This is a genomic window from Nostoc sp. NMS9 (genome assembly GCF_017114995.1).
Classification (GTDB): Bacteria; Cyanobacteriota; Cyanobacteriia; order Cyanobacteriales; family Nostocaceae; genus Nostoc.
This window is the reverse complement of the sequence record NZ_JABXKL010000001.1, coordinates 22,898-36,501: the sequence shown is the minus strand read 5'-3', so window position 1 is coordinate 36,501 and position 13,604 is coordinate 22,898. Positions and strand designations below refer to the sequence as shown.

General features: G+C 43.9%; 12 protein-coding genes and 1 pseudogene. 5 read left to right on the top strand and 8 right to left on the bottom strand.

Annotation, left to right across the window (positions count from 1 at the left end; translation table 11 throughout):
• Nucleotides 1–5: 5 nt before the first annotated feature.
• The 5 genes from HWQ40_RS00120 to HWQ40_RS00100 all read right to left on the bottom strand — a co-directional run bounded on the left by HWQ40_RS00120 (nucleotide 6) and on the right by HWQ40_RS00100 (nucleotide 4,329).
• Nucleotides 6–212: a hypothetical protein gene (locus HWQ40_RS00120; protein WP_292774091.1), complete on the bottom strand. Its 207-nt coding sequence runs from the start codon at nucleotides 210–212 to the stop codon at nucleotides 6–8.
• Between the two features lie 255 nt (nucleotides 213–467).
• Nucleotides 468–2,783 carry an FAD/NAD(P)-binding protein gene (locus HWQ40_RS00115; RefSeq protein WP_292774089.1) on the bottom strand — a complete coding sequence of 772 codons (2,316 nt, stop codon included), beginning with the start codon at nucleotides 2,781–2,783 and terminating at the stop codon, nucleotides 468–470.
• A gap of 255 nt (nucleotides 2,784–3,038) precedes the next feature.
• Nucleotides 3,039–3,644, bottom strand: a complete 606-nt coding sequence (locus tag HWQ40_RS00110; RefSeq protein ID WP_292774087.1) for a GNAT family N-acetyltransferase — start codon at nucleotides 3,642–3,644, stop codon at nucleotides 3,039–3,041.
• Nucleotides 3,637–3,801 carry a hypothetical protein gene (locus HWQ40_RS00105; RefSeq protein ID WP_292774085.1) on the bottom strand — a complete coding sequence of 55 codons (165 nt, stop codon included), beginning with the start codon at nucleotides 3,799–3,801 and terminating at the stop codon, nucleotides 3,637–3,639. The genes HWQ40_RS00110 and HWQ40_RS00105 overlap by 8 nt, the downstream gene beginning before the upstream one ends.
• A gap of 120 nt (nucleotides 3,802–3,921) precedes the next feature.
• Nucleotides 3,922–4,329, bottom strand: coding sequence for a type II toxin-antitoxin system VapC family toxin (locus HWQ40_RS00100; RefSeq protein ID WP_292774083.1), 408 nt, complete (start codon nucleotides 4,327–4,329; stop codon nucleotides 3,922–3,924).
• A 146-nt stretch (nucleotides 4,330–4,475) separates the two neighbouring features.
• Between HWQ40_RS00100 and HWQ40_RS00095 the strand changes: the two genes are divergently transcribed.
• The 4 genes from HWQ40_RS00095 to HWQ40_RS00080 all read left to right on the top strand — a co-directional run bounded on the left by HWQ40_RS00095 (nucleotide 4,476) and on the right by HWQ40_RS00080 (nucleotide 8,514).
• Nucleotides 4,476–5,132, top strand: a complete 657-nt coding sequence (locus HWQ40_RS00095; protein WP_292774081.1) for a class I SAM-dependent methyltransferase family protein — start codon at nucleotides 4,476–4,478, stop codon at nucleotides 5,130–5,132.
• 3 nt (nucleotides 5,133–5,135) lie between these two features.
• Nucleotides 5,136–6,359 carry a glutathione S-transferase family protein gene (locus tag HWQ40_RS00090; RefSeq protein ID WP_292774079.1) on the top strand — a complete coding sequence of 408 codons (1,224 nt, stop codon included), beginning with the start codon at nucleotides 5,136–5,138 and terminating at the stop codon, nucleotides 6,357–6,359.
• Nucleotides 6,360–6,447: 88 nt separating this feature from the next.
• Nucleotides 6,448–8,160 carry an FAD-binding protein gene (locus tag HWQ40_RS00085; protein ID WP_292774077.1) on the top strand — a complete coding sequence of 571 codons (1,713 nt, stop codon included), beginning with the start codon at nucleotides 6,448–6,450 and terminating at the stop codon, nucleotides 8,158–8,160.
• Nucleotides 8,161–8,172: 12 nt separating this feature from the next.
• Complete coding sequence (locus HWQ40_RS00080; protein WP_292774075.1) at nucleotides 8,173–8,514, top strand: 4Fe-4S binding protein; 342 nt, start codon at nucleotides 8,173–8,175, stop codon at nucleotides 8,512–8,514.
• 24 nt (nucleotides 8,515–8,538) lie between these two features.
• Here HWQ40_RS00080 and HWQ40_RS00075 read toward each other — a convergent pair whose 3' ends face one another.
• Entirely contained in the window at nucleotides 8,539–9,570 is a 1,032-nt protein-coding gene (locus tag HWQ40_RS00075) for a 2-oxoglutarate and iron-dependent oxygenase domain-containing protein (protein ID WP_292774073.1), read from the bottom strand.
• Between the two features lie 102 nt (nucleotides 9,571–9,672).
• On the opposite strand from HWQ40_RS00075, the pseudogene HWQ40_RS00070 reads away from it, so the two are divergent.
• Nucleotides 9,673–9,948 (top strand): annotated as a pseudogene (locus HWQ40_RS00070) (IS701 family transposase); the annotation flags it as partial.
• Nucleotides 9,949–10,313: 365 nt separating this feature from the next.
• On the opposite strand, the gene HWQ40_RS00065 reads toward HWQ40_RS00070, so the two are convergent.
• Nucleotides 10,314–11,129, bottom strand: a complete 816-nt coding sequence (locus tag HWQ40_RS00065) for a DUF928 domain-containing protein (protein ID WP_292774071.1) — start codon at nucleotides 11,127–11,129, stop codon at nucleotides 10,314–10,316.
• 60 nt (nucleotides 11,130–11,189) lie between these two features.
• A complete protein-coding gene (locus HWQ40_RS00060) occupies nucleotides 11,190–13,547 on the bottom strand; it encodes a CHASE2 domain-containing protein (protein ID WP_292774069.1) in 2,358 nt (785 codons plus the stop codon).
• Nucleotides 13,548–13,604: the final 57 nt, after the last annotated feature.

Genomic DNA, 13,604 nt, shown 5'->3' with positions numbered 1-13,604 from the left:
TTCGACTAATTAAAGCTGTCCGTTCTTGTTCTGCACCTAACTTCCCCCTTGATAGAACTGCCAGGAATATAAACAGAAGCTTGTTCTGTCTGTGTTTGGTTTGTCTGAAGACTTAGTTCAGCTTGGAGTGATTCAACAATGAAATTTACCAGAGCTAGTCGCTCATTGGGCGGCAAATTGAAAGCTTGTTCTTTAATTTCTTGGAGTGACATAGGCGTATGTTAACTGAGCCAATATCTAACATTCTAGAGCCATTACTCAACAGATATAATTTAACCCAAAAGCTGATGAGTTTCGACTACTTCCCTACGGGACGCTACGCGCAGCTTGCTTCCCTGAAAGGGTACGACTACGTTCAGCACAAATACGCTCAACTCTCGACTATTCAGTTGCTTGGGTTTAGACTACGCTCAACTACCGCGTAGTCTAAACCAACGACTCAGGTAAATTTATTACTAGAATTCATCTTAGATATACATAGCAAAGTAATCATTGTAGATTTCTGTATTAGTCATGACTGTGAGTTCTATTTGTTTCTGTTCTTCATCTGTTGCCGAACTCGTAGCCTGGTCTAAGCTTTCTTGAGGAATAAAATCACCACAGTATTCATTCGCTGGTACTGCTGCATTCATCTTTTGGGGATAACTCAATTTGAGATTATTCATGATGGTAATAAATTGACTACGGCTGCGATCGCTAAATCTGGGATTAAGCCGCTTTTCTTCGCCAATAGTGGAAACTGTACGCCCTTTATAGTCATGGGCAGGATACACCAAGGTATCATCTGGCAAGGTGAATAAGTGTTGTGTCACTACATCGTATAAAGTTCCAGGATCACCTCCCTGAAAATCTGTGCGTCCACAACCACGAATAAATAAGGCATCACCAGTTAACAGATGGGTTTTGTTCACCAAATATGCTATGTGACTGGCGGTGTGACCTGGCGTGGAAATTGTTTCGATGATTACCGATCCCACCTCTAGGATTTCGCCACCGACAAGGGAGCGATCGGCTTTTGTCACAGCAGTATTCTGGGGAACAATTACCTGAGCACCTGTTTGTTGCCTGAGTTTGCCTGCTCCTGTGATGTGATCGGCATGAAGGTGAGTTTCTAGACAGTAGCGTAGCTTTAATCCCAATTCATCTAATGATTGTAAATCACGGTCAACTTGCTCTAATACAGGATCGACTAGAACAGCATCTCCTGTCTGCTGATCGGCAATTAAATAAGTGTAACTACTAGTTTCAGGGTCAAAAAATTGCCGAAATAGGAAAGTTGACTGGGGTATCTCTGCACTGCGTAGGCGTAGCCCGTCGTAGACATCAGTTACGCTTAATAAAGGCATCGTCGGAATAGGACGCACACGCACTGGTAGCGACTGCAACAACGCCTTAGATAATTCCTGCGCCTGTCCCCGTAATTCTGGTACAGCGATAGTTTCCCACAAGTCACCCTTGCGGGGAGTTCCCAAGGTATAAAGCAGCGTCGAAACGTTACCGTCTGCTGCATATAAAGCACCGTGGGTATCTGTATCTAATCCTAAACCGATGGCATTGGGGCGAATTAATTTCTGCGATCGCAAATTAGTAATCAGAGGATGAGGCGATCGGCGATAATCTGCTGCTACCCCTGTACAATTAACTACCCGACGAACGTGCAAGATATGATTAGTTTGAGTTTTGCGCTGGCACACGGTCACTGCTACACCGTCCGGCAAAGCTTGATATTCCCGAATCCGCCCGGCGGCAATGGTGAGTTGAGCAGAATCCAGCATTTCAGTTACAACATCCGCCACTCTGGGGGCAATGCGGTGACGATGCACATCCCAATAGGGTGTCAGATGACGCAAAAAACGTTGCTGTTCCTCTGTTGGTAGTTTTTGCCAAATTTTCTGAATCATGGGACGCAGAGAATCAATTACTGCTCGCCAGTCGTAGCCTTGGGCAGCAGCAATTTCCACCTCGGCACGCAGCCGACGTAACCAGCCACGTACACTTTTTGGTGAATTTTCTGGGGTCAAGAAACAGGGATAAGGTTGAGCCGCTTGATGTTTGAGGGGAAATAATCCTCGTCGGGATACAGCATAAATTTTACCCCGATGTTGGCGATCGCTCAGAGATAAAACCATATCCACCATCGTCAGTCCTGTACCAATTAGCAACACAGGTGCATCAGCATCAAGGTCTGCTAGGGCATCAGCTGACCAAGCATTCCGCAGATAACTTTCATCATCACTGTTGGCGTTTTGCATGGCGGGGGGTGCAGAAGGTGAGTTCCCCAATGCCAACACAACTCTGTCTGCGGCAAAACAGCGACCACTACGTAGAGAAATGATTGCGCCTTTTTCTTCCGGCTGTACCCCTACCACTTCATCGGTCAAGCGTTCTAGTCGCACATCACTAGGTGCTGTGGCTTCTGCTTCTGCCAAAACCGATTGAATGTATAAACCATAGACCTTACGAGGTATGAATGTACTGGCATTGACTTCTTCGGGCAAAAATGCTACTAACTCATCGCGGTTGTGCTGAAGCCAACGTAACAAATGCCCCGGATCATGGGCAAATGCACTCATGTTGCCTGCCGAGACATTCAGCAAATGACAGTTGGTATCTGTGCTGTAGGCAATTCCCTTGCCAATTTGATGACTACGCTCAATCAGCTTAATGGTAAGGGGTTGGGTTGCAGTTTTTAATAGATGGGTAGCGACTAGAGAACCACTAAAACCTCCGCCAACAATAGCGATCGTGGTTGGAGTATGGGCAGTTAAAAAACTAGGGTTCATGGCGGTCTTAGTTAAAATCAATAGTTACGCCTGTTTCATCAAGTCTATCTACCGGGACTAAACGCATTTCCAACCCAGCTAAAAGAATTAAGACTTGATTTATTATAAATTCTTATAATACCTGCTTTTAGTCATTAAATACATTTAATTGATAAATTAACAGTAGTTTTGGATTACACAATAGTCATCCCTTGTGCCAAAAGATTGTTATGAAAGGATTGAGAAAAGACTTAAACATTCACTAATTCACAGCGACTATATCCAGTCTTCATCCATTTCCTCTATAGCCAACACCTCTATCAATGGCTTCAGATCCAGATACATTGTGAGATATGGATTAATAGGTGGTAGAGGCTCAGTAGGATCAGCAAACTCAAATCCTAACTTAACGTAGAAGCCAGACGCATCATAAGTTGGCTCAACATCTGCATCGTAGAGCGCATCTACTGTAATGAATCTTACCCCAACAACAGGCACCACTTCCGTAATCACATAATCAATTGCCCATTCCACCAACCGCACTCCAAGCCCTTTTGTGCGACGATCAACCGCGAGTAGCCCAATCTTGATAGCCGGAAAAGTACGATATTTCACGCTTTCTCGCGCCAAGAGCGCATCCTCCACCTGTAACTTATCCGCCAGAAGCGTAATGTAGCCTGCTAGAGCGTCTTCCACCCTCACCATCCAACATTGACACAGATAGGAATCTACTTCCCGTTGGATTCGCCCCTGTTTCCAATAAGTGACAAATTCTCCCCTAACACAGCGAAACCCCTGACCAAGTTGCCGCAGTTCAGGGGTTAGTAGCTCAATATCGAGTTTACAAAAGTCAACTCCATCAAATTTACCGGAATTAGCCATTTTTCAGAGCTTTGCGGCGACGGCGAGTGGTAAGGCGTTTGGCCAGGGCAAGCATCTGATCATTAACCACAGCGCCGCCAGAGTCGATCGCTTCCAGCAGTTTCTTAGCGGCAATGCCTGAAACGGGCTTAGATTGTGTCTGGAGAGGATATTTCATGGTATGGCATATAGTCTTGGCACTTAAATTATAGCAAGTGAGAAGGCTAGATCAGACCTTAAAAAGCTGTAAGTTTTGATTGGAGATTACGGGTAACTGATATCCAAAATCAAGACTGATTTATGCAAGTTTCCTTTGAATTTGAGCATTTGCTATATGCTTACAATTCCACGTTAGCAGGTAATCCAGCTGATGAACGGTTGCTGCCGCAATCTGAACTGCATCATCTGAGGCTTTGGCAGGAAGATTGCTTCGTGCGAGAAATTCTGCTGACAAGTTTTGTACAGCCTGATTGAGTTCTACTAACGGCATCCCGTTGAGAATCTCCAGACGCTTAACGGCAATCTCGGTGTCTCCCCGTGCCACCTCATCTAAAACAACTTGTGAAATGTAGAGCGTGAATGCACTTCGGCGAAACTCCCACCACTCTCTTATGATTTCTATGTTTGCTGCCAAAATCAGATTTCTGGTTGATCTGGCTGTAAGGTAGCCCAAAATACTAGTTTCGATGTAGACAGTTTCACTCATACGAAATAGGCTAGGAGCCTTCCTAATAAGACTTGATTTTATATGAATGTCTGTGATACTCTGCCTTCATCCACAAAATACAGTTACTCTATAAAGTAACCGTAGTTATTGAATACACAGTGTGCATCAAATGGGAATCACTCCTTATGCCAAAAGATTGGTATGAATGGCACGACCTATACGATACTGAGCCAAAATTGCAGCAGCGTCTAGAAATCGTGCAGGAATATATTGCTTACAGCTTGAATGCCTTACCAGATGGCGCTATCCGAATAGTGAGTGTTTGTGCGGGTGATGGACGAGATTTACTAGGAACTTTAAAAAACCACCCTCGAATAAATGATGTATATGCACGACTTGTTGAACTCAGCCCCCAGTTAGTTGAGCGTGGACGAACAACTATAAAGTCTTTGGGTTTAGCCAAGCAAATTGAGTTTATCAATGGTGATGCAACTCTTGCCACTAACTATGTAGGAGCAGTACCAGCAGATATCGTGATTGTGTGTGGTGTCTTTGGCAATCTGGCACAGGAAGCTGAACTCAATCGCTTACTAGATAACCTGAGTTTTCTGAGTAAACCAGGTGCTTTTGTCATTTGGACTCGTGGACACTCCAACGGTATTCCCTTGTCTGACAATGTGCGGAAAATTTTAAGTGCATCTGGATTTGAGGAAATAAACTTTAAACTTACGGCTACAGGAGATATGGGTGTTGGTCTTCATCGATACCTTGGTGAAAACTTGGCTGCACCCAAAGAGCAACAGTTATTTGTGTTTTCCGGCATTCCTAGTAAAGCGAGGTAAAAAATGTCTATTCAAAACACAGTATCGAGTTGGGAAGAAGTTTTAGAAACTGCTAGAAAAAATACCCCTGCGCGTAGGGTAAAGAGGACAGGACAATCTCCTTCTACTGCACCAATACCCAGTAGTTTACATAAACTTCCCCCAAATACAGAACCGCCAATCTTGCTTTATCGAGATACTAATTCCTGGTGTCCTTTCTGCGAACGAGTTTGGTTTGCTCTGGAAGAAAAGGAAATTCCCTTTGCAACGGAGTTTATTGATTTAAGTAATAAACCCAAATGGTACACTGACTTAGTTCCTACAACCCTTGTCCCAGCAGCAAAGATTGAGGGGAATTTAGTATATGAATCTAAAGATATTCTCTTGGCTTTAGAAGAAAGGTTTCCTAGTCCTGCATTATTGCCGGAAAATTCAGAGGAAAACGCTGTTGCTAGACAGTTGGTTGAGGAGGCTGAAACTAACGGTTTTAGAGAGATTGCGTACAAATTCCTGAGAGAAGCACCTGTAGATGCTGATGAGTTGGCAAACTTACAAGCAGCATTTGAGGCGAAGTTAGATGAACTTGAGCAAGCTTTGGCTAAATATCCAGGCCCCTACTTTGTCAGTACATTTAGCTTAGTTGACATTTTGTATAGCCCCCATTTAGATAGATTGGCGGCTAATTTACCTGTGTATCGGGGATATCACCTCAAAGGAAATCCTCGCTTTCCTCGCATTAATGCTTGGTTTGACGCACTTAATCAGCGTTCTGCTTATCACAGAGTGAAGTCGGATAATATTACCAATAATTTACTGTTGCGTCGCAGATGGGGTGTGGAACCGATTGGAAATTCTTTACCTCTGGATGTGGCAGATAGTGAGAAAATTCAATATCGAGCCGAAGCAGCTGAGAGATTGAGCGATAATCGGGAAGTTGCGATCGCAGATATTATCAAAAATTCTGGAGTCCAAGGTTTAGCAGCAGATGGTGATTTTACCACAGTTAAGGACGCTGTTGATTTTCACCTGCGACAACTGGCTGATTATCTCATTCATGGCAATGGCGAAACTTTACCGGGTGGAAGGACTGGTGGTAAAAATAGCAGTGTTGATCCTATCTTCGCTGCTGTGGGGGCGATCGCTTTCGCATATTTGAGAAATCGCATCTGCGCCCCTCGTGACATGAGTGCTGGTGCCGCAACGGCGTTTCGGGCTGCGATCGATAAATTGTTGACTTCTGTTTATTAATTTTCTGTGCGTTGGTGAATGTATAAATGAATTTGCCTTATGCAGAGATGCAGCGAAAAGTTGGAGCGCTTCTGAATTCTGCCGTACTGTGGAATACTGTGGAAACTTTATTGAGGAAAGAGAATTGCTAGCAGTCCATAGTGAAAATGAACTACAATTAGCTGCTGATGTACTGGTAATTGGTGGTGGCCCTGCCGCAGCATGGGCAGCATGGGCAGCCACATCCCAAGGAGTCAAAGTCATCATTGTTGATAAAGGTTTTCTGGGTACGAGTGGTGCGGCGGCAGCTAGTGGCAATGGCATCATGGCTCCTTCTCCAGAGAATTGGGACAAAGTTTTATCGGAGCGTTATCGCGTAGGAAAAAACCTCGCTAACTCACGTTGGATCGAGCGTGTTATCGAAAAAACTTGGCTGAGTTTGCCCCTAGTGGAAAGTTGGGGCTATCGTTTCCCTAAAGAAGATGGGGAATCTGTGCGTCAGAGTTATTATGGCCCTGAATATATGCGGGTACTTCGCAAAAACCTTTTGCGTGTAGGTGTACAGATTTTTGATCAAAGTCCCGCTCTAGAGCTTTTATTGGCTGACGACGGCTCAGTAGCTGGAGCAAGAGGTGTGCAGAGGCAGCATCATCGTACCTATACCGTTCGTGCTGGTGCAGTAGTCTTAGCGAATGGCGGTTGTGCATTTTTGAGTAAAGCATTAGGTTGCAATACCAATACAGGTGATGGATTGCTGATGGCAGTGGAAGCTGGTGGGGAACTTTCTAGTATGGAAGCTTCTAATCACTATGCCATTTCGACGGCTTTCAATGCCACAGTGACAAGGGGTGTTCCCTTTGGCTGGGCTAGTTATACTGATGAAGCAGGCAATGATCTGGGTGGCTATATCAATGGTCGTCGCGATCCATCCTTTCTCCCTAATGCCCTCTTGAAAGGCTCCGTTTATGCTCGTTTGGATAAAGCTACACCTGAAGTCAAGGCAGTGATTGAAAAGTCTCATTTCATCGCTTTTCTCCCCTATACAAAAGCTGGTATTGATCCCTATACAGAACGAGTGCCTGTAACACTAATTTTAGAAGGTACAGTCCGTGGTACAGGTGGAATCCGTTTGACCGATGATAGTTGCGGTACAAAGGTTCCTGGACTCTACGCCGCCGGTGATGCTGCATCGCGGGAATTTTTAGCCGGGTTAGCTTCTGGAGGTGGTGGCCCCAATGCTGCTTGGGCAATCTCTACAGGGCAATGGGCTGGAGTTGGGGCAGCTACCTTTGCGAAAAGTTTGGGCGCTCAAGCAAATGAACGGGTTGCGCGTCCTGCTGGTCAAGTGGGATTGCGATCGTCACCCTCACCCACTTCTGAAACATTCGATAGTGAGGCAATCGTGCATGGTGTACAAGCTGAGATGTTCCCGTTAGAGAAGAATTACTTGCGTTCTGAGCAGGGACTTTTGGATTCTCTCGCTAAATTAGAAACGCTGTGGCAGCAAGTACAAGGGAACCCGAAACAAGATACAGTGCGCGATGTGGAATTTTCTCGTCGAGCAGCTGCTCTGACGGCTGTAGCACGATGGGCATATTTTAGCGCGTTACATCGTACGGAAACGCGCAGCGAACATATTCGTGTGGACTATCCCGAAACCGATCCAAATCAGCGTTATTACCAAGCAACAGGCGGCTTGGATAAGCTTTGGGTGAGGCGTGATTGGATTACGGATGCAATGTCTGGCGACAAGCCGCAAAGCGTCTACGCTACACCACCAGTACAAACCACTCAAACCACACCCTCTGTATCAAAGTTGTAGCAGGAGCATGTCATGATCGAGCTTGTCAGCCATAAACTCTGTATCAATTGCAATTTGTGCGTCCAAGTGTGTCCTACCAATGTCTTTGACTCCGTACCTAACCAACCACCTGCGATCGCCCGCAAGGAAGACTGTCAAACTTGTTTCATGTGTGAGGCATATTGTCCTGCGGATGCACTCTATGTTGCGCCTGAATCTCATACTAATGTTGCAGTCAATGAGGATGATTTAATTGAAAGTGGCATCATGGGTGAATATCGTAGCCTCTTGGGTTGGGGATATGGCAAAAAAAACAATAGTGAATTGGATACGGCTCATAAGCTGCGTCAACTGCCACGTCCTTATCAAAGTTAATTTGGGTGTTTGGGGAGTGGGTTTTTATTCAGCACTTTCAAGCACTTTTTGACGTAGTTCTGGAAATACTTTGGAGACTTTATTTAAGAGATATTCGCCATAAGTTCCGTCAAATTCGTGAACACTGGCTTTATCCCAGCGATCGCTTTTATCATCATTCACTACTACATCCTTCAGTTCAATGGGTTTGACTTCAACGTTGAAATTGGGGTCAAAAAAGAACGGGAACGAAAGGCGATGACTTGTTGATAGGTTCTGAACGCGGTGGGGTGTTGAGCGATACAGTCCTTGTGTCATGCGATCAAGCATATCCCCAATGTTGCACACAAACGAGCCAGGAATAAAAGGTGCATCTATCCAACCAGACTTTGATTTAACTTGTAATCCACCGACATTATCTTGCTTGAGTATAGTTAATACACCATAATCAGTATGTTCGCCAACGCCCCATTTAGATTCAGATAATGATGAATGAGGAGGATAATTGAAAATCCGAAATAATATCAATGGATCTTGTGTATAACGGTCTACAAAGTAGGACTTTTCTAATCCCAAACTCAGAGCAATACCAGCCATTAAGGTATGTCCGAGTTTGGTCATTGAGTCTATATAATCCAGCACTGTTTCCCGAAATTGGGGAATGTTGGATGGAAAAAGATTGCGACCGTGCATTGGTGTACCAGCTTTCACAAGTGGGTGGTCTTCTTCTAGTTCTGCACCAAAGTAAATACCTTCTTTTAAGTCAGGTCTACCTGATGTCAATTCCTTACCCACGGGGAAATATCCTCGCCATGCTCTACCACTAAGAGCCATACGAATCTTCAGTTTAGTTTTTACATCCTGCGCGAAAAACTGTTGACTGAGATGTTCTAGTTGCTCTTGTAGTTGTTCATCAACTCCATGTCCGATGATATAGAAGAAACCGTAATCATGGAGAGCTTGTCTGATTTGGTCTGAAACTACATCAGAAGAGTTGTTGGTTTGAGAAATCAGCGCACTAATATCAATGACGGGAACTTTTGAAAACTCTTTGTCTACAACTTGCAAGATTGTCATACTCAGGTTCTCCTAGTTGTGCGTAGACTAATAACTAGGCTACACAGAAAATTATATCGATAATCATAATTTTGGGTATGGCGATCGCTAACTTTAGCCAGAGCCAAAGGATGGCTAGAACTTAAAGAATATCAAGTTCGAGATAAAACAAGCCTACTTCGACATTTTATTTTAGTTTTTTGTGCCTACACTTTTATTCTTTGGCATCAACTCACTGGTGGCTTAAGACGCAGGTGGGCTAACAAACCTTTGACCACTTTTACTGAAGCTTTAGAGGCTTTCAGAACAGCTATGTCTTTCAGGTTTTTTGATTGGTTGACTCTTAATCGTGACCTGTTTGCTTCTTATAAAGCCAGTTTAGGCTATATTTGGGCTTGATTTTTGTTTAAGTCCCAGTATTTGAACCACATCTATCGTAAGGGCACAGCATTGCTCATACGTGTCAACTGAAGCCTTGGCGAATGGAATTCGCGGCTACACAGGCAAAGTCTGCCGCCGCGGACTAACGGAAAATCAAAGTTTTGAAACCCACGGAGGTGGGTTTTGTTTGTGTAGACGAGCCAGTGCGTTGGGCGGCTCCGCCGACTTGTTCGCGCAGCGTCTCCCCTTGGGAGAAGCGCCTGGCGTGCGGTTTCTAACCGCCCATTTCGCGTTAAGTTGACACCAATGAGCAATGCTGTGCCCCTACTGCGTGGTCTATTTACCTGGACCGACTTTTGCAAGAGGTCTATTGCTTTGCTGTGCTACTTTGTATTGCCTTGGCAACATTTTATCAGAGGTTGTTTAGCTAAATTCTCTAAATCTATAGATTTAAGCAAATTCATCCACTCCACGGCTAGAGTTGGATCTTCAGGTTTGCTAAGACGTAATTCAGCCAAAGTAGTCAAGGCATCGTACCAAATACCATTCTCGGCATAAAGGTTTACCCGTTGCTGAGGAGTTGCTTGCTTCAAGCTATCTACTAATTTAGGATTTAGATTGATCCGTTGCACCCATCCTTCTACATACTCTTGTTCTACGGGTTGTTGTGGATTGCAAATAACTTTTATCTTGAAAAACCAGTGATACATCTTGTTTACTTGCAATGGGGGAGTATTTGCGCTTAAGGGAATGCTAATAATTCCTGGTACTTCTGGTATTGTTACTATTGTTCGGTAAAGAGTTTGACTTGGTTTAATTGACTCATCTTTGAGAACAAACTCGATGGAATCAATTGTAGATTTTTTATAGGGGACAAAAAACCAAAAAGTTGGAGATTTTTCAGCCGTAAAGCCCCAAACTTTAGTAACAGAAACAGCTTCTGTTTGTCCTTGTTTGAGTCTCTCTTCGTATATAGGTACAAGTGCAATAACAGACTGATTACTAACACCACAACCACGACTTGCAGCTCCGCCGCGATCGCCTGCTGCACCCCTGTCTGGAGGAGGTGGAGGAGGCGAAAATTTTTTAGGAATGGCCGCAGCTGGTGTCATCCAAATCATTGGAGAATAGCCAATAATTCCTAACAAAGTTATTCCCAATACCACGATTAATTGTATTTTTTGCCAATAGCTTTTCATAAAACCTCCTAACTCCTGTCTGCTGAACGGCGATTTTCATGCTTCAAATTGGCATTATTATTAATTTTTAAATTTCATATTTAAGTAAGTTGTAGCTATTAAACTATTACCTACTAAAGCCAACATAGCAGGAATCAGGGGAACCCAACAACTATATACAATTAAAAATATAAAACAGCTAACGTATAAACTGATAATGGCTATTCCTCCTGCCAAGCTTAAGTAAATGAATCGGTGCAGATAAGCAGTAAACAAACCGCCTAAAAAAGACCAACCCCAAACCCAAATTACCTCACCCCAAAGTGGCCAAGTCCACAACAGAGGTTGTCCCTCCAAAGCAGCCCTGAGCAGTTGACTGACCTTCTGGGCTTGTAAAAATACTCCTGGTATTGCCTGTAATTTTCCTTGAGGAGTGATGTAGGGAGTTAACCAGTAATCACCAAAAGTTTCTGCTGTTGTGCCAATAATGACTATTTTGTCTTTGACTGCATTGGCATTTAGCTTACCCGTTAGCACTTGTTGTAAGGTCATACTTGGTGCGATCGCTTCTGGTGAACCAAAAGAACGATAATTTAATAAAATTTGGTGTCCAAAAGCATCAACTCCTTGATAACCTCCGGTATGAGCTTCTATTGGTTTAAATGTCACCTTCCCTAATTGCCACGCGCCATCAGGGTTAAATTGCAACTGAATTCCCTTGGTGTACAGGTAACGCAGCGCAAGTTGAACATTCAAGGCATAGGGTGCAGTACAAGGAGATGAGGGCGCAGGACTTAACGCTAACAGATGGCGACGCACGACATTATCTGAATCTATGGCAATATCGCTAAAACCTAGATTCTTTGGCAAAACTTCTGGGGGTGGTTTCACACCTGGTTTTCCTGCTTGAGAATCGCTGAGTTGACATACCCCGACAAAGCGATCGCTTTTTCGCATCCTTTCTGCCAATGCTGGATAATCCTTACCCACTGGATAATCTCGGTATATATCCAAACCAATAACTTGTGGTTGATATGCCTCTAATTTTTCTAACAGTTGGGCAAGTGATTTGTCTGACAACGAACCTTGAGGTTTTTCCGGTTTTTGCGCCTGCACATCTTCTTCAGTCACAGTGACAATCAGTAGGCGTGAGTCTGGTTTTTCAGGAGGACGCAAGCGTACTAATTGGTCAAATGCACTTAGCTCTAATGGTTGCAGTACGCCCAAATACCGTATCCCGATTAATATTCCAGTTACTACCATGCTCGTCAGTAAAATCAATGAGAAGCCAAGCCGATTTGTGATTCCTCTAACAGGCGTGGTTTGAGACAAATATGCAGGAAGATTGTGTGTATTTTTAAACAATTTCCCCCAATTCAATGGCATCTCAGCCGGATTTTGAAAGATGACAGGCAACCATGTAGCGCAGGGAAATTGGTTTTCTAGTCCCTGTAACCTTTCTCGTGCTTCCCTTACGGCTAAATACAACGAACCTCCCCGCGCGAAGGCTTCCAAAAAATACTTTAAAAACTGCTGTGCCACCCGGTCGGGTACAGGCTCTCGCATCACGATAATTTGAGGAATATGTAAATCTGCAAACTCCCATGCCAATCCCAAGCCATCACAGGAATTGAAAATCGCTAGTTGTAGACCTCGTTCTACTGCCTTTTTCAAGGCATACTTTAACTGGCTAATTGTTAGACTTTCTGTTTGATTGATGTAGATTTTTCCTGTTTGATTCGTTTCTTGAGTGGAACTATGTCCGGCGAAAAATAGAATCTGCCAATTCTGCTCCCATAGCTGGTCAGTAAGGTCAAGGCATTGTGGTTCAACTAAAAAAGTAATATCTGTATTGGGTAACAAATTAAGTAGCGCCTGGTCTGCTTTGGTATCAATACCTTGACTGTTACCCAAAATCGCTAAGATTTTTACTTTGTCGTATGTAGTTGCTATGCGGTTAAGGTTGACTTGTTCGTAAGCAGGAGCGCTCAGGGCTATTTCTGCCTGGGGATAGCGTTCTAGCAAATCCCAAAGATGCCAGGGGAATTTCTGTAATCGCAGGTCTTTGGTTTGTAAAAGCATACGGATATTATCCGCAAGCATGAGTTTTTCTAACAATGTCTCGCGGATGGAACGAAAGGAATCGGAAGCAAGCCAAGTATTAAAACTTACTTTAAATTCCTCACTCACTTGCTGGCAGTATTCTAGGCTAGGAAATTGGTTAAGTTCTTTAGGTAAACCAATCGGACGAGATGGCAACTTTAAATTACGATAAATAGATTGCCAACGGTGATAAACGCGGAGAATTTCCGGGTTGGAGGGAAGTTCACCTGTGATTTCCACAGTCGGGCGGACATTTTCATCGCCAATCTGTAGAGTCACGGTAAACCCTTGTTCAAAGTTTCCCTCCCCTAACTTTAAGATGATTAACTTGTCCACAGCTAGTTCTCCCTAGATGTTGAGTTGTATCTATGTGAAGTACACCCGTAGGGGCAG

What these genes read in the sequence shown, in the direction of transcription:
- HWQ40_RS00120 (WP_292774091.1), bottom strand. Translation starts at nt 212, where the DNA reads ATGTCACTCCAAGAAATTAAAGAACAAGCTTTCAATTTGCCGCCCAAT.
- HWQ40_RS00115 (WP_292774089.1), bottom strand. Translation starts at nt 2,783, where the DNA reads ATGAACCCTAGTTTTTTAACTGCCCATACTCCAACCACGATCGCTATT.
- HWQ40_RS00110 (WP_292774087.1), bottom strand. Translation starts at nt 3,644, where the DNA reads ATGGCTAATTCCGGTAAATTTGATGGAGTTGACTTTTGTAAACTCGAT.
- HWQ40_RS00105 (WP_292774085.1), bottom strand. Translation starts at nt 3,801, where the DNA reads ATGAAATATCCTCTCCAGACACAATCTAAGCCCGTTTCAGGCATTGCC.
- HWQ40_RS00100 (WP_292774083.1), bottom strand. Translation starts at nt 4,329, where the DNA reads ATGAGTGAAACTGTCTACATCGAAACTAGTATTTTGGGCTACCTTACA.
- HWQ40_RS00095 (WP_292774081.1), top strand. Translation starts at nt 4,476, where the DNA reads ATGCCAAAAGATTGGTATGAATGGCACGACCTATACGATACTGAGCCA.
- HWQ40_RS00090 (WP_292774079.1), top strand. Translation starts at nt 5,136, where the DNA reads ATGTCTATTCAAAACACAGTATCGAGTTGGGAAGAAGTTTTAGAAACT.
- HWQ40_RS00080 (WP_292774075.1), top strand. Translation starts at nt 8,173, where the DNA reads ATGATCGAGCTTGTCAGCCATAAACTCTGTATCAATTGCAATTTGTGC.
- HWQ40_RS00075 (WP_292774073.1), bottom strand. Translation starts at nt 9,570, where the DNA reads ATGACAATCTTGCAAGTTGTAGACAAAGAGTTTTCAAAAGTTCCCGTC.
- HWQ40_RS00065 (WP_292774071.1), bottom strand. Translation starts at nt 11,129, where the DNA reads ATGAAAAGCTATTGGCAAAAAATACAATTAATCGTGGTATTGGGAATA.